Annotated in this window: 26 protein-coding genes and 1 pseudogene; 13 read left to right on the forward strand and 14 right to left on the reverse strand. The window is 49.0% G+C overall.

Annotated features, from left to right (window positions below; genetic code table 11):
• Nucleotides 1-140: 140 nt before the first annotated feature.
• Nucleotides 141-638, reverse strand: coding sequence for a phosphatase domain-containing putative toxin (locus O3276_RS16500; protein WP_269672305.1), 498 nt, complete (start codon nt 636-638; stop codon nt 141-143).
• A 172-nt stretch (nt 639-810) separates the two neighbouring features.
• Here O3276_RS16500 and O3276_RS16505 point away from each other — a divergent pair, with 172 nt between their 5' ends.
• The 7 genes from O3276_RS16505 (at nt 811) to O3276_RS16535 (ending at nt 7,357) form a co-directional block, all read left to right on the forward strand.
• Entirely contained in the window at nt 811-1,143 is a 333-nt protein-coding gene (locus O3276_RS16505) for an ArsR/SmtB family transcription factor (RefSeq protein WP_269672306.1), read from the forward strand.
• 118 nt (nt 1,144-1,261) lie between these two features.
• Nucleotides 1,262-2,293 (forward strand): ACR3 family arsenite efflux transporter, encoded by a 1,032-nt coding sequence (arsB, locus tag O3276_RS16510; RefSeq protein ID WP_269672307.1) that lies wholly within the window; start codon nt 1,262-1,264, stop codon nt 2,291-2,293.
• A 77-nt stretch (nt 2,294-2,370) separates the two neighbouring features.
• Nucleotides 2,371-2,739: an arsenite efflux transporter metallochaperone ArsD gene (gene arsD, locus O3276_RS16515; protein ID WP_269672308.1), complete on the forward strand. Its 369-nt coding sequence runs from the start codon at nt 2,371-2,373 to the stop codon at nt 2,737-2,739.
• Between the two features lie 11 nt (nt 2,740-2,750).
• Nucleotides 2,751-4,079, forward strand: coding sequence for a TRC40/GET3/ArsA family transport-energizing ATPase (locus tag O3276_RS16520; protein WP_269672309.1), 1,329 nt, complete (start codon nt 2,751-2,753; stop codon nt 4,077-4,079).
• Nucleotides 4,076-4,468: an ArsA-related P-loop ATPase gene (locus tag O3276_RS16525; RefSeq protein ID WP_269672310.1), complete on the forward strand. Its 393-nt coding sequence runs from the start codon at nt 4,076-4,078 to the stop codon at nt 4,466-4,468. Before O3276_RS16520 ends, O3276_RS16525 begins: the two co-directional genes overlap by 4 nt.
• Before the next feature lie 343 nt (nt 4,469-4,811).
• Nucleotides 4,812-5,942, forward strand: coding sequence for a permease (locus O3276_RS16530; RefSeq protein WP_269672311.1), 1,131 nt, complete (start codon nt 4,812-4,814; stop codon nt 5,940-5,942).
• A gap of 335 nt (nt 5,943-6,277) precedes the next feature.
• Complete coding sequence (locus tag O3276_RS16535) at nt 6,278-7,357, forward strand: hypothetical protein (protein ID WP_269672312.1); 1,080 nt, start codon at nt 6,278-6,280, stop codon at nt 7,355-7,357.
• Between the two features lie 275 nt (nt 7,358-7,632).
• Here O3276_RS16535 and O3276_RS16540 read toward each other — a convergent pair whose 3' ends face one another.
• On the reverse strand, nt 7,633-7,911 hold the full coding sequence (locus O3276_RS16540) for a hypothetical protein (RefSeq protein ID WP_269672313.1): 279 nt from the start codon (nt 7,909-7,911) through the stop codon (nt 7,633-7,635).
• Between the two features lie 95 nt (nt 7,912-8,006).
• Here O3276_RS16540 and O3276_RS16545 point away from each other — a divergent pair, with 95 nt between their 5' ends.
• Nucleotides 8,007-8,171 (forward strand): hypothetical protein, encoded by a 165-nt coding sequence (locus O3276_RS16545; RefSeq protein ID WP_269672314.1) that lies wholly within the window; start codon nt 8,007-8,009, stop codon nt 8,169-8,171.
• Between the two features lie 209 nt (nt 8,172-8,380).
• Here the strand turns inward: O3276_RS16545 and O3276_RS16550 are convergent, their stop codons facing one another.
• Both O3276_RS16550 and O3276_RS16555 read right to left on the reverse strand, forming a co-directional pair.
• Nucleotides 8,381-8,515, reverse strand: coding sequence for a hypothetical protein (locus tag O3276_RS16550; protein ID WP_269672315.1), 135 nt, complete (start codon nt 8,513-8,515; stop codon nt 8,381-8,383).
• Between the two features lie 10 nt (nt 8,516-8,525).
• Nucleotides 8,526-8,882, reverse strand: a complete 357-nt coding sequence (locus tag O3276_RS16555; protein ID WP_269672316.1) for a site-specific integrase — start codon at nt 8,880-8,882, stop codon at nt 8,526-8,528.
• Between the two features lie 331 nt (nt 8,883-9,213).
• On the opposite strand from O3276_RS16555, the gene O3276_RS16560 reads away from it, so the two are divergent.
• On the forward strand, nt 9,214-9,870 hold the full coding sequence (locus O3276_RS16560; protein ID WP_269672317.1) for a pyridoxamine 5'-phosphate oxidase family protein: 657 nt from the start codon (nt 9,214-9,216) through the stop codon (nt 9,868-9,870).
• On the opposite strand, the gene ltrA is transcribed toward O3276_RS16560, so the two are convergent.
• Together ltrA and O3276_RS16570 are read right to left on the reverse strand one after the other, a co-directional pair.
• Entirely contained in the window at nt 9,848-11,110 is a 1,263-nt protein-coding gene (gene ltrA, locus O3276_RS16565) for a group II intron reverse transcriptase/maturase (protein WP_269672318.1), read from the reverse strand. The genes O3276_RS16560 and ltrA overlap by 23 nt on opposite strands.
• Before the next feature lie 650 nt (nt 11,111-11,760).
• Complete coding sequence (locus O3276_RS16570) at nt 11,761-12,042, reverse strand: hypothetical protein (protein WP_269672319.1); 282 nt, start codon at nt 12,040-12,042, stop codon at nt 11,761-11,763.
• A 103-nt stretch (nt 12,043-12,145) separates the two neighbouring features.
• On the opposite strand from O3276_RS16570, the gene O3276_RS16575 reads away from it, so the two are divergent.
• The gene (locus O3276_RS16575) at nt 12,146-12,901 is read left to right on the forward strand and encodes an HNH endonuclease (protein WP_269672320.1); all 756 of its coding nucleotides are present in this window, start codon (nt 12,146-12,148) and stop codon (nt 12,899-12,901) included.
• A gap of 69 nt (nt 12,902-12,970) precedes the next feature.
• On the opposite strand, the gene O3276_RS16580 is transcribed toward O3276_RS16575, so the two are convergent.
• Both O3276_RS16580 and O3276_RS16585 read right to left on the reverse strand, forming a co-directional pair.
• Nucleotides 12,971-13,270 carry a group II intron maturase-specific domain-containing protein gene (locus O3276_RS16580; protein WP_269672321.1) on the reverse strand — a complete coding sequence of 100 codons (300 nt, stop codon included), beginning with the start codon at nt 13,268-13,270 and terminating at the stop codon, nt 12,971-12,973.
• A 320-nt stretch (nt 13,271-13,590) separates the two neighbouring features.
• A complete protein-coding gene (locus O3276_RS16585) occupies nt 13,591-14,172 on the reverse strand; it encodes a hypothetical protein (RefSeq protein WP_269672322.1) in 582 nt (193 codons plus the stop codon).
• Between the two features lie 506 nt (nt 14,173-14,678).
• Between O3276_RS16585 and O3276_RS16590 the strand changes: the two genes are divergently transcribed.
• The 3 genes and pseudogenes from O3276_RS16590 to O3276_RS16605 all read left to right on the forward strand — a co-directional run bounded on the left by O3276_RS16590 (nt 14,679) and on the right by O3276_RS16605 (nt 15,710).
• Nucleotides 14,679-15,002 carry a helix-turn-helix domain-containing protein gene (locus O3276_RS16590; RefSeq protein WP_269672323.1) on the forward strand — a complete coding sequence of 108 codons (324 nt, stop codon included), beginning with the start codon at nt 14,679-14,681 and terminating at the stop codon, nt 15,000-15,002.
• Between the two features lie 137 nt (nt 15,003-15,139).
• Nucleotides 15,140-15,417: pseudogene (locus tag O3276_RS25820) on the forward strand (type II toxin-antitoxin system RelE/ParE family toxin).
• Nucleotides 15,417-15,710, forward strand: coding sequence for a HigA family addiction module antitoxin (locus tag O3276_RS16605; protein ID WP_269672325.1), 294 nt, complete (start codon nt 15,417-15,419; stop codon nt 15,708-15,710). Before O3276_RS25820 ends, O3276_RS16605 begins: the two are co-directional and overlap by 1 nt.
• Nucleotides 15,711-15,974: 264 nt before the next feature.
• Here the strand turns inward: O3276_RS16605 and O3276_RS16610 are convergent, their stop codons facing one another.
• The 6 genes from O3276_RS16610 to O3276_RS16635 are packed head-to-tail and all read right to left on the reverse strand — an operon-like array spanning nt 15,975 to nt 20,128.
• A complete protein-coding gene (locus tag O3276_RS16610; protein WP_269672326.1) occupies nt 15,975-16,178 on the reverse strand; it encodes a HupE/UreJ family protein in 204 nt (67 codons plus the stop codon).
• Nucleotides 16,179-16,224: 46 nt separating this feature from the next.
• Nucleotides 16,225-16,875 carry an urease accessory protein UreG gene (ureG, locus tag O3276_RS16615; RefSeq protein ID WP_269672327.1) on the reverse strand — a complete coding sequence of 217 codons (651 nt, stop codon included), beginning with the start codon at nt 16,873-16,875 and terminating at the stop codon, nt 16,225-16,227.
• Nucleotides 16,876-16,912: 37 nt separating this feature from the next.
• Nucleotides 16,913-17,587 (reverse strand): urease accessory protein UreF, encoded by a 675-nt coding sequence (locus O3276_RS16620; protein ID WP_269672328.1) that lies wholly within the window; start codon nt 17,585-17,587, stop codon nt 16,913-16,915.
• A complete protein-coding gene (ureE, locus tag O3276_RS16625) occupies nt 17,571-18,062 on the reverse strand; it encodes an urease accessory protein UreE (RefSeq protein WP_269672329.1) in 492 nt (163 codons plus the stop codon). Before ureE ends, O3276_RS16620 begins: the two co-directional genes overlap by 17 nt.
• A 15-nt stretch (nt 18,063-18,077) precedes the next feature.
• The gene (gene ureC, locus O3276_RS16630) at nt 18,078-19,796 is read right to left on the reverse strand and encodes an urease subunit alpha (RefSeq protein ID WP_442876527.1); all 1,719 of its coding nucleotides are present in this window, start codon (nt 19,794-19,796) and stop codon (nt 18,078-18,080) included.
• Entirely contained in the window at nt 19,793-20,128 is a 336-nt protein-coding gene (locus O3276_RS16635) for an urease subunit beta (RefSeq protein ID WP_269672330.1), read from the reverse strand. The genes ureC and O3276_RS16635 overlap by 4 nt, the downstream gene beginning before the upstream one ends.
• Between the last annotated feature and the right edge of the window lie 2 nt (nt 20,129-20,130).

The following is a 20,130-nucleotide window of genomic DNA, read 5'->3' on the forward strand; positions in this document are numbered from 1 at the left end:
AGCCAGATTTATTATGAGAAAAACTGGTAATAGCGTAAAGCAATAAACTGATTACGCTTTGATGTCGGTCGGTTCACAAGCGAGCCGACCTGTGTGGAGAGACTTTTTTACGGGCTTTGCAACAACCTTCCTATCTGCGTTCAGAGAACATAGTGCTTCTGCAAATACTCAAGATGTACGGGCAGGGTTAAGGCATTTGGTCGAATAGATTGAACCAGTGTTTTTACATCGTTCCATTGCATGCCACTTTCCAGTAGCAGTACTGCTGCCATCAGCCCTGTACGTCCAGAGCCGCCTTTACAGTGAATAGCAATTGTCGCCTTTTTTGCAATCAGGGCGAGCAGGGAGTCTTTGGCCTGTTGAAAAGCAACGGCAAATACTGCTTCCGGTGCACAGTCATCTTCTACCGGGAGTTGAAACCACTGCATTCCGGCATGTTCAGTCTCTTGACCAAGACGGGCAACATCAAGAAGGGCGATTTCGGTATCTGGCAGCATAGTAACAACTGCGTCAGCTCCTGCCTTTTTCAGCGTACTCAGCGAATCAGCAAGATTTTGTGCTTTTGTACCCGGGCAAGGTGTAAAAATAAAGGTTGAGCCATTGGGCAATGGCAGAATATCAAAAGGATGATGGGACATGTGAATGCTCTATGTTGCAGAAACACTGGGGATATATTAGGGGCGGTATATTAACAGGTGTATTAATCATACGGTCGTATTTTTATTTTTTTGTTATGGGTACTTGCAAGGAGAAAAATACAGGCGTATCGTTCATCGTGATTTAACGATTAAGTTGTAATTGGGTAGCTCAATGACGGATTGCCTGCAAAGTCTCGCTGACTTTCAATTTAACGAGTCTGAAGAGAAGGAGTTGGCCGCTTATGCCAAAGCCATTGGGCATCCGGCACGGGTCAGGCTGTTACGGATACTGGCGGGGCGGGTGTGTCTGGGTTCTGATTTGGTGGGGCAGCTTGGTCTTGCTCAGTCCACGGTTTCAGAACATCTTCGCATTCTGCGGGAGGCCGGACTGGTGCATGCCGAGGTAAAGCACCCCAAAACCTGCTTCAGCCTTCGTCCGGAGGCCATCCAACGGGTTCAGCAGTTACTGGCGGATATAGATGGCGTTTTCAACCGCTTCAGCTAATACGAATTGGTTGGCCCCGTTCCCATGTTCAACGTGGGAACAAGGAAAGAAAGTTGATTTTTTTGGTGCTTTATTATCGTTTTTCGACGATTGTCGATAGTATGGAGAGGTTCAAATCATGGGTATTTTTGAACGTTATTTAAGTGTCTGGGTGGCTCTGGCCATGGTGGCAGGGCTGGTCGGTGGAACACTCTTTCCATCACTGTTTGCCACCCTGGGAGGCTGGGAATACGCCAGCATTAATTTTGTGATTGCAGTGCTGATCTGGCTGATGATCTATCCGATGATGATGCAGATCGATTTTACTGCGGTAAAAAACATCCATCGTCGTCCAAAAGGCCTGATTGTCACGCTGACCGTCAACTGGTTGATTAAGCCATTTACCATGGCGCTTCTGGCAATTCTGTTTATTCGCTATTTTTTCGGTAGTTTTACCGGTCTTATTTCACCAGAGTTTGGTGACGAATACATTGCTGGCATGATCCTGTTGGGCGTTGCGCCCTGCACGGCTATGGTCTTTGTCTGGAGTCAGCTGACCCGAGGTGATGCCAATTACACACTGGTTCAGGTGGCGGTGAATGATCTGGTGATGGTGGTGGCTTTTGCGCCGATTGCTGCGTTTCTGCTGGGGGTTACCGATGTGATCGTACCCTGGAGTACGCTCTTTCTGTCCGTCGTATTATTTATCGTTATTCCGTTACTGGCCGGGCTGATCACCCGAAAAGTTCTGCGCTCTGAACAGGCGTTACAGACCTTTGGTCACCGGGTGAAACCGTTGTCAGTGCTCGGTTTGATTCTGACCGTGGTGCTGCTGTTTGGTTTTCAGGCACCTCGTATCCTGGCCAATCCAGTGGATATTGTACTGATCGCCATTCCATTGATTATTCAAACAGTGCTCATTTTCGCCATTGCTTACTACTGGATGTACAAGTGGAAAGAACCACACAGTGTTGCTGCCCCCGGTGGGATGATTGGTGCCTCCAACTTCTTTGAGCTGGCAGTGGCCGTTGCGATCAGTCTGTTTGGTCTGAACTCCGGCGCTGCACTGGCGACAGTGGTCGGTGTATTGGTTGAAGTGCCGATCATGCTGGCGCTGGTGGCTTACGCCAATCGTACCCGCGATCGTTTTCCGGTTGCACACGCCAGTTAATTATCTTCCCGTTGACTCGACTACCGACAGGTTTCGGTAGTCATCCTGAAAATATATAAAGAGATAAGGACAAAACGATGTCGTCTATTACTGTGTTTGATCCTACCATGTGCTGCTCTTCTGGCGTTTGTGGTCCAAAGCCGGACCAGAAGCTGTCTGTTTTTTCTGCTGATCTGAGCTACCTGGAAACGCTGGGACACCGGGTGATCCGTCATAACCTGGCGCAGGAAGCGGCTGCATTTGCCGCCAACCTGACGGTCAGGGCCCTGCTGGAAGCCCATCAAACACAAGCGCTGCCCATCATTATGCGCGATGGCGAAATGGTCAGCTACGGAACTTACCCAACCCGTGAACAACTGGTTGCCATGGCGGCTGGTGAACCGGTTGCCACAGCGGATGCTGAGCCGGTAACTGCCGGTGGTTGTGGTTGCAGTGGTGCCTGTTAAGGAGAGACGCGATGAAATTCCTGGAAAATATGCCACGGGTGTTGTTCTTTACCGGCAAGGGCGGCGTAGGAAAAACCAGCACCGCTTGTGCTACTGCTGTCCGCCAGGCCAGTGCCGGGGAAAAAGTATTGCTGGTGAGTACCGATCCTGCATCCAATGTGGATGAGGTACTGGAAACCCGGTTAAGTGGTGAACCGACCGCAGTAAACCAGGTTAACAACCTGTTTGCCCTGAATATTGACCCTCGGGCGGCCGCTGCCGCCTATTGGGCAAAGGCGATTGATCCATACCGGGGTGTGCTGCCGGATGCGGTCCTTGAGAATATGGAGGAGCAGCTGTCCGGGGCCTGTACCCTTGAGGTTGCTGCTTTTGATGCCTTTACCGAACTGCTGGCCGATGAGCAGGTCACCGCAGCGTTTGACCGGGTCATTTTTGATACGGCACCCACCGGCCACACCCTGCGGTTACTTTCTCTGCCCAAGGCATGGACCGGTTTTGTGCAGGACAGTACGACAGGTGAATCTTGTCTTGGCCCCCTGGCGGCTCTGGAAAAACAGACAGCGTTGTACGCCCGGGCCGTGGAGATTCTGGCCGATGAGAGCCAGACCCGGTTGGTGTTAATCACCCGCCCTGATGGCGCGGCCCTGAAAGAAGCCGCACGCACCAGTGGCGAGTTGCTGGAGTTGGGTATCACCAATCAGCATCTGGTGGTGAACGGCGTATTCACAGCCACCGATGCCAATGACCCCGTTGCCATTGCCCTGCAGACCCGTGGCAGAAATGCCTTGAGTGATATGCCAGGGCAGTTGCGTCATCTGCCGGTGTCGACCATTGCCATGTCGGCCAATCCTCCTATTGGTCTTGAAGGGCTGAAAACGTTTTTTGATCAGAGCCCCGGTAAGGCAACAGCGGAACAGGAAGGATTCGACACAACGTCGGAAAGTGCCGATCTGAACCGGTTTATTGATGGACTGGCAGAAAGTGGCCGTGGCATTGTGATGACCCTGGGTAAAGGCGGTGTTGGCAAAACCTCCATCGCCGTTATGATCGCCCGAAGGCTGGCTGAACAGGGTTTGCCGGTCACACTGACGACAACGGACCCGGCAGCCCATGTGCACGATGCTGTAGGGCAGGTGACGGATAATCTGGTGGTTGAGCGTATCAACCCTGTTGAAGAGATTGAACGTTACCGTACCGAAGTGTTGGCCGACGCTGCTCATCTTGACGATGATGGACGTGCATTGCTGGAAGAGGACCTGAGATCCCCCTGTATTGAGGAGATTGCGGTCTTTCGGCCTTTGCCCGTACCGTGTTTAAGGCCGATAACCGCATTACCGTGATTGATACCGCTCCCACCGGGCATACGATCTTGCTGCTGGATGCCGCCCAGAGCTACCACCGGGAAGTGTTGAAGCGTGGCGATGCCCATTCAGAAGAGGTGACCGGGCTGCTGCCACGATTGCGGGATCCTGAGTTTGCCAGGCTGCTGATCTGTACGTTACCGGAAGCGACACCGGTGCATGAGGCCGCTGACCTTCAGGAAGATCTGGCCAGGGCCGGCATCCAACCGGCCGGCTGGGTGGTCAACCAGTCACTAACGCCCCTGGAGGTAACGGATCCACTGTTGGTATCCCGTCGGAAGAGGGAGGCGGGTTACCTTAATGAGATTACCGCCAGGCACAGTGACGTCATGTATCTGCTTCCGTGGCAGGAAGGTGGGCTGCATTAATTAATAACCGGGGCCATCGCAGAAATATGGCGGTGGCTCCAGCCTTGCACGGCCAACCCCAAAGCCCATTGAAACCATTGCAATCCTCCCATCGGTACTCCAGTGTTATATCGATACCCGGTTAAGCTCATTCTTCCATAAAAGCCGTAATAAATATTTCTATAATTTTAGAATAATAGTTGCAGCTGTTTTTTTATTCACCTAATATACGCCCACCAACAAGCTGCATGCTGATGATCGCATAAGAGGAAGCGGACACTGATCTTATATTCATAACCGATCAGGCAGATCAGCAAGAGGATTTTTTTTAAATATATATTTCTACTTTTCTGGAATTATTGATATGAGCATACAACAGCGGATAACCGATGCTATCGAGCCAATCATAAAACCGGCACTGGAATCCAGCGTGGGCGCTGATATGGCCGGGAATCTGGTGGATACACTGGGTACCTTTATCTTTCTGGCCGGTGAACTGACCATTCTGTTCCTGATTGTCAGCTTTATTATTGGTGTGATCCTGGAATATATGCCAGCAGAAAAAATTCAGAAGATCCTCGGTTCCAAGGGCGGCAAAGGTTATGTTTCCGCAGGCCTTCTGGGGGCGCTGACACCTTTTTGCAGCTGCTCTACCATTCCGATGTTGACCGGTCTTCTGAAAGCCAGGGCAGGGTTTGGTCCGACCATTACCTTCCTGTTCACCTCGCCACTGATGAACCCGATTATTGTCGGTCTGTTGCTGGCAACCTTTGGTATGAAAGTGACGGTCATTTACTTCACCATTGCCCTGACCGTTTCCGTAGCCGGTGGTTACATTCTGGAGAAAATGGGCTTTGAACGTTTTGTACGCAAAGAGGTGGTCTATGGTGAAACCGCAGCGGCCAGCTGCTGTGGCAGCAAACCTGCGCCCAAGACCAGCTGTTGTGATACCGCGCCATCTGTGAATAACAACAGCAGCTGTTGTGACAGCAAACCAGCACCGAAGACCAGCTGCTGTGATGCCAAACCAGCTCCGGTGACGTCTACTGGTTGTGCAACCGCCTGTGGCGACAGCAAGCCCAAAAGTGATGATCGCTGGGGCCGCATCTGGGGTGAAACCTGGAGTCAGTTCAAGCAGATCTTCCCGATCCTGATGCTGGGTGTGGGTATTGGTGCCTTTACTTATGGGTTTATTCCTGCGGACTTTATTGCCCAGTATGCAGGTCCGGACAACCCACTGGCGATTCCATTTGCTGCGGTTATTGGTGTGCCCCTGTATATTCGGGCTGAAGCGGTGATTCCCCTGGCGTCTGCCCTGGCGGCTAAAGGCATGGGAATGGGGGCTCTGATGGCGTTGATTATCGGCAGTGCCGGAGCCAGCCTGACAGAAGTCATTCTGCTTAAGAGCCTGTTCCGTAACCCGATGATTGTTGCCTTCCTGGTGGTGATTTTCACCATGGCGATCTCTGCGGGTCTGGTGATGACCATTATCTGACACTTGTTGAATATTTCCCCTGGGAGGCTGACCGAGAATAGCGCCCGTAACGAGGATGGCAGAAAATTGAGGATAAAAATTCGGTTTTGTGAGGTGAATAGCGGGGCTATTTGCCGAACAAAAGCGGATTTTTAGACCAATTTGCTGCCACCGCAGTAGGGCAGTCTATTCTCGGTCAGCCTCCCAGCTGCCGATCTTTCCTGAGAATATCAAGATGAAGTCGGCCAGTCTGGGGGTGTCGCCCCTCATTACCTTAAAGCACCTGCTAAAAAAGGCAGGAGCATTGTCGAAGATACTCTCTGACCGGATTTTTCAGAATTCACAGGGGATCTACCATGCGTTCTTTGCCTTCCAGGGATCAAGTGTGTCAGACGCTTCAAAACCTTGCCAATACAGGGGGCATTAATCAGCCAGTCCGCCTGAGTGGCAGTCATCAACTGAAAACAGATTCACCAAAAGTGAACTGGATGAGCCGCAAGGTCCAATCATTAACGCCTCAGAAAACAGTCTCTAGCGAAGGTCAGCAGAGAGAAAAAGCGGTTGAGTTGATCAATAAATATTCTAATAAATCATTGAGTGCAAGAGAAATCACGGTAGGACAAGCCTTGCTGTTACTTCAGTCGCCAGCATCAGATAAAGAATTTATTGAATGTGTGAATTCAGACCAGTTAAAGCTTGAAACAGATATCGGTAAAATAATTTTCAACGATTATCTGGAACAAAAAATATCAAATCAATCTGAACCTTCGGTTGACCCTCTTGGCAAAGTCAATCGCTTGATTGAAGAAATACCTGACTCCTCTGAAGCCGCCAGAACTCTGGCTGATCAGTGGTTGATAAGTCAGAAAATGAAACTTTTGGACAATACCCCTGCGTGTGAAAAAGTTGTGCAGGAAGTTCTGAGCACACCGGATTCCAGCATGGGCAAGCCGTCATTTGACGATCATGAGTATTTTCAGCATATAAGACAGGTTTTACCTGACTATTTGCAAAGGGTAGTAATGGTGGCAAATTTACCAGCTTCGGAGCTGGAAATATTGAAAAAGACAATGGAGGAAAAAGGGGTACCATCATCCGATCCGCTCTACCAGACTACGTTGGCCCATATTGCTTCAGCATCAGGGCAAAATCCTGACGTTGCTATCAAAACAACCATAGAAAGTTACCAGGATTATCGGACTCTCATCGAAAACGAGAAACAAGCAGTAAGCCAGTCATTAAAAGAAGACCGGCTTGAACTCAAAAAGTTTGAAGAAGAAAAAGTGACAATGAGTAAAGAGGACATACAGGAGTCTTTATGGGTGGGCCATACTGGTGTTCGTATTGCCAGTAATGAAAATAGATTGCAAGTACTCAGTGAATGGAGTGATTTAATGGAAGTAGAGCTGAAACGCTTAAACTCAGAATCACTTTGAGTTCTCCCATGCATTGAAGCAGATCACGTTGGTTGAGTTTAATGATATTGCTGTTCGCCTGTAGCCGTTAACTCAGGAACTGATGAGATAGCTGAGTAAGACCGTGTTTGAGAGCATCAGAGAAATTCGGCTCTGATGCTCTTCTGCTCAACAGGCCCTGTGCTTTCTTCTTCTGATAAACCTTCACGCCACCGGTCTCCGTGCATTTTCCTGCCAGCCCAGCCAGGCCCTGAAGTCGGTATCCATTGCCGTGCATAAGGGACAGGTGACGAACGTTATGGGGCGAAATGGTGTTGACGAATGAGAAGTTCTAGCCGGTCTATTTTTCCATCGGTACGCTTAAAACCTGCAAGCATGGCTTCAGCCAAAGCAGAAACATCGGCTTTAACACCCGCAAGCTCACGATCTTGTTGGGCAAACCGTGTACGCATCTCCTGTCGTGTCGCCAGTATCTCCTGATGGGTATCACCAGTGATTTTGAAGAGATTACGAACTGCACTGTCCAGCGAATCAAAATGGGATTCAAGTTTCTCCACTCTGGCTTCCAATGACATACTGCATACCATTACGTTTATTGTTTGAGACATGAGCATAGCAAACAATAAAGACTGGCACAGAGACACCTAACACCCGCCTCTGGCACAATCCTGTGGCAGGGCAGGGGTCGGTCATTGGTCTGGGCCGTGACCGGGGTGAGACGGCTATTCTGCTGGTTGAGCCGTTCTTTGAGTTTGCCAGCGGATACTGGACCAAGGCGAGGTTGCCCTGGCAGGAACCGGCGACGCCATGGATGAAGTTGCCGTTCGTCGTTTAATTACTGTTTGATAACCGGTAATTGTACTCGGTGTCACCGCTGGTGGCCTGATTTAAAAAGGTATTTTGATAAACAGTTCGATGGTAACATTTTACTCCTATACAACTATTTTCAAATTGTCGTGTAAAGTACAACTGCCTTAATACTCAAGGAAATGGCATAGAGGGGCGGTAGTGTGAGTGCTTTCAGGAATGTTTTATCATTTTTTATCAGCGATCAACCGGGCTTAAAACCGCTTTACCACCGCGATTGAGTACATGGGTCTGTAATGCTTCAACAGACGCTTTGGGCAACAGAGTCATTCTGTCTTTACCGTCCTTGCCATGGCGAACGGTAATTTCCATGCGCCCAAAATCAACATCCTGAACTCTGAGACGCAGAGCTTCCTTCAGTCACCGAAAACACAACAGGAAGTTTTTTGGTGCGTTTGGATTTTTGCCAGTCATTGATCGTGAAACTGTCACGCCTCAGCACTTGTTTGTACAAAAAGACCAGGGCACTCAATGCCTGCTGCTGGGTACTGACAGCAACGTGCTTTTTCATCACCAGATAAGTGAGAAAATCACGGACATCATCGCCAGCCAGTAAATCGGGATGGTGCATTTTATAAAATTTTATAAAGCGTTTAATCCAGTCCCAGTAGCTGCGCTCGGTAGACAGAGAATAACCGGCAGAGCGAATGGCAATTTGAAAACGTTCTTGTAATCTCATATAAGTCCTGCTTGTTACTGTATTTTTATACAGAAAAAGCTGGTTCGTATATGCAGAAAATCAACTGAATGGTTAACCTGTTGTTTCGAATGAAAATAAAGCAGTCTGTAATCACACGGGTTGCTTGACCGAAAAATATACGAATTACTAAATGCGAATTAGAAGATATAGCCTTTAAAATGCAGAACGCTATGTAAGTCACGCTGTATGGGGGTATCGGCTGGTGCGTATAGCGAATCTACAGTATGTTATGTGAAACTGATTCGTGTAAACGACTGTTATGCCCTTGGTGCACACATCAAAATATATTCAAAATTGATCGGTATTAATTATGGGAAAGCAATTTGAAAAGTTGTCAATTGAACAGAAAAAATTTATATCAGATCAAAAGATGTTTTTTGTTGGCACAGCGGCAAGTACTGGAAAAGTGAATATCTCACCAAAAGGGATGGATTCTTTTCGTGTTCTCGATGAAAAAACTGTCTTGTGGTTGAACTTGACTGGGAGTGGAAATGAAACTTCTGCTCATGTGCAAGAACTCCCGAGAATGACAATCATGTTTTGTGCGTTCACAGGAAAACCTGAGATTCTGAGGCTTTATGGGAAAGCAGAAGTCCTGCACAAAGGTAATTCGAAATGGTCTGAATATCTTGAGCTATTCTCTTCACCGATTGGTGCAAGACAACTTTTCATTCTCAACATAGAGTTAGTTCAATCATCTTGTGGTTTTTCTGTACCACTTTATGAATATCAACAAGATAGAAAAACACTTTTAAAGTGGGCGAAGAATAAAGGTCAAGAAGGCATTGAAGAATATTGGAATGATAGAAATCAAACTAGCCTTGACGGGAAACCAACAAACATTAAAGAATTGAGTAAAACTTCAACAGGCATAAATCGGGTAAGGGCTGGTCTTTCTCCAGCCCTCCCCACAGCACCCGGCATGCGGGTCCGCACCGGGCGGTTCAACGATGATGGTGAAACCTGATCCATAAGTCTTTCAATGAAACAAGCCCAATTTTCGCGAGGTAATTGTTATTCAGTGCCTGTTGTACCGCATAAGTTTTACTCAGACGGTAATACCCTTTGCTGCTGGCTGCGATCTTGGCGGCGTTCACTTTATCAACGCCTAACCTGACCAGATTCTTGAAACGGGTTTTTGGCTTGCGCCATTGCTTCAGAAAACAGCAACGGATTCGCCGACGTATCCATTGATCCAGCAGGGGAATTGGTCGGTAATATTCCGATAACCGAAAATACCCCATCCAACCCCGGATATATTGCGCCAGTTTGCGTAACCGATGTTGCATTGAGACACCCCAGCGACGACTGGTCAACTTGAGTATCCGGTATTTGAATCGGTCCAGACACTTCTGGGCCCAGCGAACTTTCTTCCCTGTGAAGGTGAAACTCAGGAATTCGCTTTCTGTTGCTTTCACAACTTTACTTTTCCGGGAGTTAATCTTCAGTTTCAATTTGCGTTCAATGAATTGGGTAATGCTGTGCATCACCCGATCCCCTGCACGCTGACTTTTGACGAGAATCACAAAATCATCACAGTATCTTGCAAAGCAATGACCCCGATATTCAAGCTCCTTGTCGAGTTCGTCGAGGACCACATTAGACAGCAAGGGTGATAAAGGCCCACCCTGTGGCATGCCAACCCTGGTCGGGTAGACATTGCCCTCAATCATGACTCCGGAGCGCAGGTAGCGACCAATCAGTTTCAGAAGGCGTTTGTCGCGGACCTTACGGGAGACCCTCGACATCAAAACGTCGTGATTAACCGTATCAAAGAATTTACTCAGATCAACGTCAACGGCGTAATGTAGCCCCCCGTTGATCAACTGCTTAACCTGACGGACTCCGTCGTGTGCTGACCGTCCCGGTCGGTAGCCAAAGCTGTTTGGGGAAAATCCCGGGTCAAAGACAGGCGTCAGCACCTGCACAATGGCCTGCTGTATGACCCTGTCGATCACGGTTGGGATTCCCAGCAAGCGTTCACCGCCGTCCGGCTTTTCTATTACATGCCGGCGCACGGGTGACGGCTGATAGGTTCCGTCCAATAAGGCTTGACGCACTGAAGGCCAATGCTGTTTGGCAAAGTCTGGATAAGCTTCAATGGTGACTCCATCGATACCCGGAGCACCCTTGTTGCTTCTGACCTGTTTCCATGCGCTTGCCAGATTAGCCGGTTCAAGTACGCAATTTAGTAGATCATGGTTCAAAGCTGGTCAAAGATTCTGTCGCCAGGTACGGTGAGTCGCCGGACGGCTGCATCGCCCTGAGGGAATCAGTCTCCTCTTTGTCATCGATGTTCGGCCCTTCGCTGACGACTTCCCGTCCATTAATGACTTTTGTCGTACAGCTACTATGGCCTCTGCTGACTTCTGTCCAATCACCACGCAGGGTTACCTCTGCTGGCGCTATTGGTTGCCATCGGGTTTGCTCGAACAGGATGATGAGTCACTGTTCGCCGAGCCTGTTGTAACCAGTGGCTGAGAACTGGGAACTTACCAATCGCATGTTGAACAGATCTCCCCGGATAAGAACATGGACTTTCAGTGCACAACCGCCGCATTTACCGTGTCTCACGAACCAGAGGGCTTTGTGATCCTTGGCTCACTCGCCCAGAGACTCAGCCTTGTATGCGATTTCTGTACGTCGGCTCGCACCTTTGCACTCAGACTGCCTCCGCACAGCCCCTCGCGGGACTGCACTTGCCTTAAGCTAGTGGTTGTCATCAGCAGGCGTCTTTACCGCCAGTCAGATGTAGGTTCTCCCACAGGGGACTTTCACCCCATCAGTTCATGCCCATGCCGGGCGTACCAAGAAATTCCAGGGGACGCCTACGGTGCCCCTGAATTTGGCGTTAGATTCACTCAGCGAGTTCATACGTGGCTTCAAAAATGTCAGGCTTGCAAGGGTAAAGTTCACCCTTCACACCTTTGATGATGTAATCCCCTTCATAAGCAGTCATTGTGCCCTCCAGTGTTTTAATAACACACTCGCTGTCCAGATACCCACTAGGGGAGGCCCAATGAACACGAACGGTTTGGTTTTGTTCCGCTTCTGAAAACCGATCTGGCGTGTGCTGTTCTGCCGTACCTTCAAATTTGAAAGCCTCAACGACAATAGGTTTCTTTTTGTATTTTGGCATTCTGCTTCTCCAGCTCCATGTAATCGTGAATCTAACAACAGCTTTCAACGGACTACGCCGTTGAAGCGGGGGTTAGCCGTTTAATCAGAGGTCATACAAAAAAATGATAAGATCAAAGTATCTCCAAGGAAAAGAAATTCCAGTTTTTGATGTGAGAGTATCGTTAGCTATTGATAATTATCAAATTGATGGTGGCGGAAAGACAATGGTTATTGGAGTACAAAACCTACAAGGAGAAATTTATAGAGTTATTCGCGCAACTGGTTTGGGAGCATATATTAGTATCACTTCAGATCTTGCAGAAATAGGTCTTGAAGATGAGTTAAAAGATAGTCAGTTCGGTAAAAACGGATACGATAGTTTATTTGTTATCCCTGAAGAACTAAAAAATGAAATAGCAAACTCAACTCATATCGAGCCACCATCACTGCTTGACGATCTTCAAAGTGCAGAGTTAATACAAAGCACAGAAAGGAACGATATAGTAAATAGTAGAATTGGTCAGGGGGTTTTTAGAAAATCCTTGATTGAATATTGGAAAGGTTGTGCTGTAACAGATTGTTGTTTTGCTCCTATGCTAATAGCATCGCATATAAAGCCATGGAGAGATTCAAACGACCAGGAAAGATTAGACCTGTATAATGGTTTTCTATTAGCGCCCAATTTAGATATGGCATTTGATTCTGGTTACATTTCCTTTGATTCAAAAGGTAAAATAATTATATCAAGTGCTTTCAAGGCTGTTGATTCATATTCGCTGCGTATTACTCCAAAGCTGAAAATCAAACAAAAACTACTTACAGATAAACACCGTGAGTATCTCTCATTTCATCGAGAGAATGTGCTAATCAACGGCTAAATCGGGTAAGGGCTGGTCTTTCTCCAACCCTCCCCACAGCACCCGGCATGCGGGTCCGCACCGGGCGGTTCAACGATGATGGTGAAACCTGATCCATAAGTCTTTCAATGAAACAAGCCCAATTTTCGCGAGGTAATTGTTATTCAGTGCCTGTTGTACCGCATAAGTTTTACTCAGACGGTAATACCCTTTGCTGCTGGCTGCGATCTTGGCGGCGTTCACTTTATCAACGCCTAACCTGACCAGATTCTTAAAACGAGTTTTCGGCTTGCGCCATTGCTTCAGAAAACAGCAACGGATTCGCCGATGTATCCATTGATCCAGCAGGGGAATTGGTCGGTAATATTCCGATAACCGGAAATAACCCATCTAACCCCGGATATATTGCGCCAGTTTGTGTAACCGATGTAGCATTGAGACACCCCAGCGACGACCAAATAAAAAGGACACCTATAAATAAAAAGGACACCCACTTTTTAAAAAGTGAAGAGAGTACGTCATTTATTCATTTTTTTTAAATGATAGTATTGATCGTTTTAAGAAATTATCATTAATACCAAGCAGGAAGCGTATAAAAAGCACTCAGTAACAGCCAGATAGAAGACACTATCAAGACAATATAAGAAAGCAATATAAGAAAGAGCATTCAGAAAATTCTGGCCACATTAAAGTCAATGAAAATACGTTGATCAGGCAGGATAGAGAGCACTACTCACAGACATCCCATGAACCCAGCATTTTCCGGTGCTTTCTGCATAAGCCTTTAGTGAAGCCAGCTTGCCGACTGCGCGGTGAAAACGATTATGCCAGCGCATAGTCAGCAGCCATTCATTTGGGGCAATACCCAGGCGCTCCAGGATAGGCGATACATCGTCAGTTATACGACCACGTTTGCCTTTGCGGATAATTCGGCCAGACCAGTCAACCAGTTCAAAGTAGCTACTGAGTGGGTATGGAATCGCCTGTTCCGGGTTTTGACCCTGAGCTTTTAACGGTTTCAAGTGTGCCTTTTGTTTTTTTCCGTTTGCGCTGTCGTATGACTCAATGCGCTCTTTAATAGAAGTATGTTCTGAGGTTTCCAGCGTTGCGGCAATTTTTGCCCGGATGGGGTTTAAGTCGACATAGGCCATGCAAGTCAGCAATGCTGCCTCATCTAACAGAGCCTGACTTTTGTAACGACCTTCCCAAAAGCGCCCTTTGCACTCATCCTCTTTATTGGCCAGCCGGGCTAAATATTCGTTGAGACAGCGCATGAACCAGCTGATATCCATTAAGCGACCTCGGTACTCCTGGGCATATTCTTCGACACGTAGCAGCTCTGCTTTGCCCAGCTGATCGCCGACAAGAAAACGCTGAACCAGGTGCGGGCCTGAAAAAAGCTGCGTCCAGCGTTGTAAGACTGCTTTGGTGTCCCATTTTTTGGCTTGCTGACTATTGATCCGTGTAAACGACTGTTATGTTTACCCATGCAGCCCGCAGCGCACAACTTGTTTTTTGATACTGTTCTTTATCTTGTTTGTATTAGTTTCACCACTATGTTTTGGGGTCGAAACTAATAAGGTCTATTTGTCTTGCAATCTCCTGTATGTGGTCTAGGTTTCCCGCACACAAGAAAAAACCCGGATCGTCGGAGTTAGCGGCTCCTACCGGGCTTCTCTGTATAGCAATGAGCTGCTGCTCGGGAGACAGTATAGCAATGATTTCCTTTGCCTACACAATCGGGATTGCAAAGTTGATACGGGTAAAACTCAATACAGAAGGTTTGGAAAACCTGAACATGACCCAGAGGTACTTACTGGTTGTGTTGGCGACCTTTGCCAACTCTGAAGGGGAGTGCTGGCCGAGCCAGGGAGCACTGGCAGAAATTCTTGGCGTAACCCAAGGAACGATCTGCACCAGTTTGAGAAAGCTGGAAAAAGAAAAATTCATTGAAAGCTGTCACCGGAAAACCAGAAACGGAGGTAATGCCAGCAAAATCTACCGGATGCTGTTTGAACCATTTATGTTCAAGCGTATCAAGGAAGAACAATACAACTGCTTCGGCCAGCGGATCGACGATCCTCGAATGACTGATGCTTTCTGGGCGGAAGGCTTGGAGTAAGTAAGTGAACATAACATGTCAGTCAACCGGAACTCCGCTCCGCTGCGTCCGGTTACTTCAAGCGTTAGGCTCACTCTGCAACATCGTACAAACCTCCATTATTGATTCGTGTTGCGCAATAAGCTGCACTCATTGGCATGATTAAATCATTCAAACATAAAGGGCGCAAACAGTTCTTTGATACGGGCAAAAAGGCTGGAATTCAGGCCAGGCACGCAAAGAAGCTAAGAATGCAGCTGACTGCAATCGATACTGCCCAAGTGCTTGATGATATTGACCTTCTGGTTTTTCTCTTCATCCATTGAAGGGTAATAGGTCAGGAATATGGTCAATCTCAGTGAGTGGTAACTGGCGAGTTACCTTTGAATTTCGGGATGGCAATGCGTACATCCTTAACTATGAGGATTATCACTAATGTCCATGCACAATCCACCTCACCCTGGAGAGTTTATAGAATCCATTTACATGGAGCCTTATGCAATTAGTTGTCGTTATCTGGCCGAACAGCTTGGTGTAGCTGCTTCAACTCTTAACAGAGTTATAAAAGGAAAAAGTGCAGTTTCACCGGAAATGGCACTGAGATTATCAAAGGTTCTTGGTCGGACACCTGAAAGTTGGCTTGCAATGCAGGATAATTATGAAATATGGCAAGCACGAAAGAGAATAAACCTTTCAGATCTACAACCCCTCAAATTTTTAACCGTATAGACCCAGACAAAAATCAAAAGCGTGAGCCTAACAAAAAATCCCAGCGGACTGCCTTCGGCAGCCGCTGAATTTGGCGTTATATGCTTTGTGCAAACCTGAAAGTTTTTTATAATTTGCAGGTCTTGTTTTTGATATGGGAAAAGAATAAATTCCCAAAAACCTATTTTGTATCACTTTTCCCTTGAATTATTGAGATAGCTGAGTAAGACCGTATTTGAGAGCATCAGAGAAATCCCGCTCTGATGCTCTTCTGCTCAACAGGCCCTATGCTTTCTTCTTCTGATAAACCTTCACGCCAACAATAACAGCAGCAGCCACTAAACCGGCAAACAACAGATGATCCGGTTCCGTCAGCTGATGCCAGATAGCTGTCATCACACCACCGGTAGAGTGATCTCCCGGGTGGGCCATAGCCTGACTGGCGATCAGGGGACTCACGCTGGCCAGTGACAGTAATTTGATGTTCATGCCTGTTTTCCTTGTTTGAATTTTATCAGTTAAACCGTTGGATGTTCTACGTGGTCGCTGCTGCTTCCGGCATTTTGGCGTCCAGCATGCCTTTATCGATAATGAAATCGATGATCTCCCGCACGCCTTCGTTGGCCTTCAGGTTGGTGAAGAAAAACGGGCGGTCTCCCCGCATTTTTCTGGCATCCCGATCCATCACTTCCAGAGAGGCTCCAACATAAGGGGCCAGGTCTGTTTTGTTGATAATCAGCAGGTCGGAGCGGGTAATGCCCGGGCCACCTTTGCGTGGGATTTTGTCACCGGCAGAAACGTTGATGACATAGAGGGTCAGATCAGACAGTTCCGGGCTGAAAGTGGCACTGAGGTTATCGCCACCAGACTCCACCAGAACCAGCTCAAGACCGGGGTGGCGCTGGCACAGCTCATCAACTGCCGCCAGATTCATGGAGGCATCTTCACGAATGGCGGTGTGTGGGCAGCCACCGGTTTCTACCCCGATGATCCGGTCTTCGTCCAGCGCTTCATTGCGCATCAGAAATTGGGCGTCTTCTTTCGTATAAATATCGTTGGTGACCACGGCCAGATTGTAATGGTCGCGCATGGCGGCACAGAGTTTGGTCAACAGTGCGGTCTTACCGGAACCGACCGGGCCACCGACACCGACACGCAGGGTTTGTGGGGTTCTTGATGTTGTCATGGTGATTGTCCTTGTTATTAACGGGTAAATGGTCAGGTTAAGAGCGGAATAGCCTCGAATACTGATGCTCATGCCAGCAACTGGCCATGGCAAAGTGCATCAGGTTGTTACCGATTTCATGATCTGCCAGTGACTGGGCCAGGGTGAGTGCGGGTTCTATCCCGTGAATCAGACGCTTCAGAATATGCTGGGCATCGGTCTGGCCAAGGGGAACGGCTTTGGTGGCTGCGGTTACCTGGTTCTCACACCAGGACCAGAGCAACCCTGTCGCAGCGGTTTTCTTATCGATGCCATGACATAACGAGGACAGGGCGAACATGGCGGCCTGTGTCGGCGATTGCAACCAGTCCGTACGGGCTTCGTCCGGATACATGGACTTGACCCAGACTGCGAAGGCTCGGCCAACCTGGCAGTCTTCATCGTATAACTCCCTGGTCTCCCGAAAAGCCAGCAGCGTTTCATTCCAGTGCTTAACCTGTTTCTGCTCTTCTATTGCAAAGGCATCGTACAGCCGGAAAAACACCGGTATATCCAGACGGGCCATGCCCTGTTGCATCAGTTCACTGATCCAGTTGCCGGTGGTCTCACGGTTATAGCACCACTGTCGGTCAATGGCGGTTTCCAGCCCCTGGGAGTAAGCAAACGCACCAACCGGCAGTGCCGGGCTGGCCAGATGCAGCAGACCCAGCAGGGACTCAGTGGTGATGCTCATGATGGGCGTGTCCATGTTCGTGAGCATGACTGTGCTGATGATGGGAATGACCTTTGCTATAAGCACCGTTCTCAGGCTCAAAGGGAGCCTGTTCATGGTCCAGTTCCAGTCCAAGCAGGGAGACCATATCATCCAGAACATGGTCAACCTGGTAGCGTAGCCAGTTGTCGCCTATCTGCAAGGGAACGTGGCGGTTGCCCAGGTGATAACAGGCCCTGGCAAAGGTCAAAGGATCCTTACAACGGGCGGTGGTGACGGCTTCACTGGCGGCAGTAATGCGGATGATTTCGCCGGTTTCAGCTTGCAGCAGAGTGCCGTCACGCATAACGTCGCCACGGTCAATAAAAATACCGGCATCCCGGCCATTCACAGTAACAGCTTTCAGTCGTCCACGTTTGCGTTGATCAAAAGGGAGCAGAAGTTCATCAGAAAACTCACTGCTCGCTGTCGGGAGGCGCTCGATTAACTTCAACATAAACGATCCTCGGTTTCAGAATAAGAAATAACGCTGGGCCAGCGGCACCACGTCTGCCGGTTCACACACCAGCAGTTCGCCATTGGCTCTGACTTCATAGGTTTCCGGGTCAACCTCCATATGGGGCTGCCAGGTATTAAGCACCATATCCGCCTTGCGGATGGTCCGGGTATTTTTAACGGCAGATAAGGTTTTCTTTAGGCCCAGTTTTTCACCAATACCAGCGTCCAGTGCCGCCTGGGAAACAAACGACAATGACGTATCGGCAACGGCCTGCCCCATAGAGCCAAACATGGGGCGATAATGAACCGGCTGCGGTGTCGGGATAGAGGCATTCGGGTCACCCATCGGTGCTGTTGCAATAGCACCCCCCTTAATCACCAGTGACGGTTTAACGCCGAAAAATGCCGGTTTCCACAGTACCAGGTCAGCCAGTTTACCCGGCTCAATGGAGCCTACCTCATGGGCAATGCCATGGGTAATGGCGGGGTTGATGGTATATTTGGCGATATAGCGGCGAGCCCGGAAGTTATCCATACCGGCGTCGCTATCTTCTGGCAACAGTCCCCGTTGTACTTTCATTTTATGGGCGGTCTGCCAGGTTCTGCTGACCACTTCGCCGACCCGTCCCATGGCCTGAGAGTCTGAGGCGATCATACTGAAAGCGCCCAGGTCATGGAGAATATCTTCCGCCGCAATGGTTTCCCGGCGGATACGGGAGTCGGCAAAGGCCACATCTTCAGGAATATTGGGGTCCAGATGATGGCAGACCATCAGCATGTCCAAATGCTCATCTACCGTATTGACGGTGTAGGGGCGTGTCGGATTAGTCGACGATGGTAGTACATAGCTTTCGCCACAGGCTTTAATAATATCCGGTGCATGGCCACCACCGGCCCCTTCCGTATGGTAGGTATGGATCACCCGACCTTTAAAGGCGGCCAGTGTGTCTTCGACAAAACCGGATTCGTTCAGGGTGTCGGTATGGATTGCCACCTGAATGTCGTATTTCTCCGCCACCGTCAGACAGCAGTCAATAGAAGCCGGTGTGGTTCCCCAGTCCTCATGGAGTTTCATGCCCATGGCACCGGCCAGCACCTGTTCTTCCAGGGCTTCCGGCAGACTGCCATTGCCTTTGCCCAGAAAGCCAATGTTCATGGGCAGGCTGTCCACGGCCTTGAGCATGGTGCTGATATGCCAGGTGCCGGGCGTACACGTGGTGGCATTGGTGCCGGTGGCAGGCCCCGTGCCGCCACCGAGCATGGTGGTGACACCGGAGGTCAGGGCTTCTTCAATCTGCTGGGGGCAGATAAAGTGAATATGGGCATCGACACCGCCGGCGGTGATGATCTGCCCTTCTCCGGCAATCACCTCGGTGCCCGGGCCGATAATAATGTCCACACCTTCCTGAACATCCGGGTTACCCGCCTTGCCAATTGTTTCAATACGACCCTGTTTGATACCGATATCAGCCTTGACGATACCCCAGTGGTCGAGAATCAGGGCGTTGGTGATAACGGTATCCACAACTTCAGCGCCGGGCCGCTGGCTTTGACCCATACCGTCCCGGATTACCTTGCCACCGCCAAACTTCACTTCATCCCCGTAGACTGTGTAATCCTTTTCAGGGCTGATAAACAGTTCGGTATCCCCCAGACGAACTTTGTCGCCTACAGTGGGGCCAAACATATCCACATAAGTTTGCCGGTCCATCTGCGTACGTTTGATGGTCATTGTGCTTCTCCCGGCTGTTTTGGTTCTGGCAGTGTGCCCATCACTTCGCCACGGAATCCGTAAATGGTCTGTTTGCCAGCATAGCGAACCAGTTCGACCTGTCGGTCCTGGCCGGGTTCAAAACGGACAGCCGTCCCTGCCGGGATATTCAGGCGAAACCCGAGGGTCTGCTCACGGTCAAAAGCAAGGGCGGGGTTGGTTTCATAAAAGTGGTAGTGGGAACCCACCTGGATAGGACGGTCACCGGTATTGGCCACCGAGAGGGTCAGGGTCTCCCTGCCGACGTTAATCTCAATGGGGTCGGCAGAGGCAATCACTTCACCTGGTATCATGA

The organism is Endozoicomonas sp. GU-1, assembly GCF_027366395.1.
In the GTDB taxonomy this organism is placed as follows: Bacteria; Pseudomonadota; Gammaproteobacteria; order Pseudomonadales; family Endozoicomonadaceae; genus Endozoicomonas.